The following is a 444-nucleotide window of genomic DNA, read 5'->3' as shown; positions in this document are numbered from 1 at the left end:
CCACTGTCGGCCGGTTTCATCAAGCCACGGTGCAGCGCAACCCGCAGTCGTACCCGTTCCTCGGCGCTCAGACCGTCGTTGGTCCGACGCAGGGCGTCGGCCAGACCGAAGATCAGGTCCGGGATCACCCGCGACTCGTCGATGCCCACCGGCAGGACAGCGAACTGCCCGTCGCCCTGGGCCTGCACCACGACCGTGGCCTCGTCCAGGCCGGCGCCGGCGCGGGCCGCCGCCAGGGACCGCACCAGCCACGACTGAGTGCGTTCGGCAAGGTGAGTCGGTCGGCGGCTGTAACCTGTCACATCGGCGGCGATGCACAGTTGCACGGCCGCACCGCTCGGTACGGCGTTCTGCGGCGGGCCCTCACGGAATGAGGTCGATCACGACAGGGTGGCGGACCGGTGGAACGGACGCTGCGGCAACGGCGCAGGGGTTAACACTGGC

1 pseudogene is annotated in these 444 nt (G+C 70.0%); it reads right to left on the bottom strand.

From position 1 onward, the window contains the following. Positions 1-245, bottom strand: a pseudogene (locus JMF97_RS30870) (hypothetical protein); the annotation flags it as partial. Positions 246-444: the final 199 nt, after the last annotated feature.

The sequence above is a fragment of the Micromonospora fiedleri genome (assembly GCF_016774385.1).
GTDB lineage: Bacteria > Actinomycetota > Actinomycetes > Mycobacteriales > Micromonosporaceae > Micromonospora > Micromonospora gifhornensis.
This window is presented reverse-complemented; position numbering and strand designations above follow the sequence as displayed.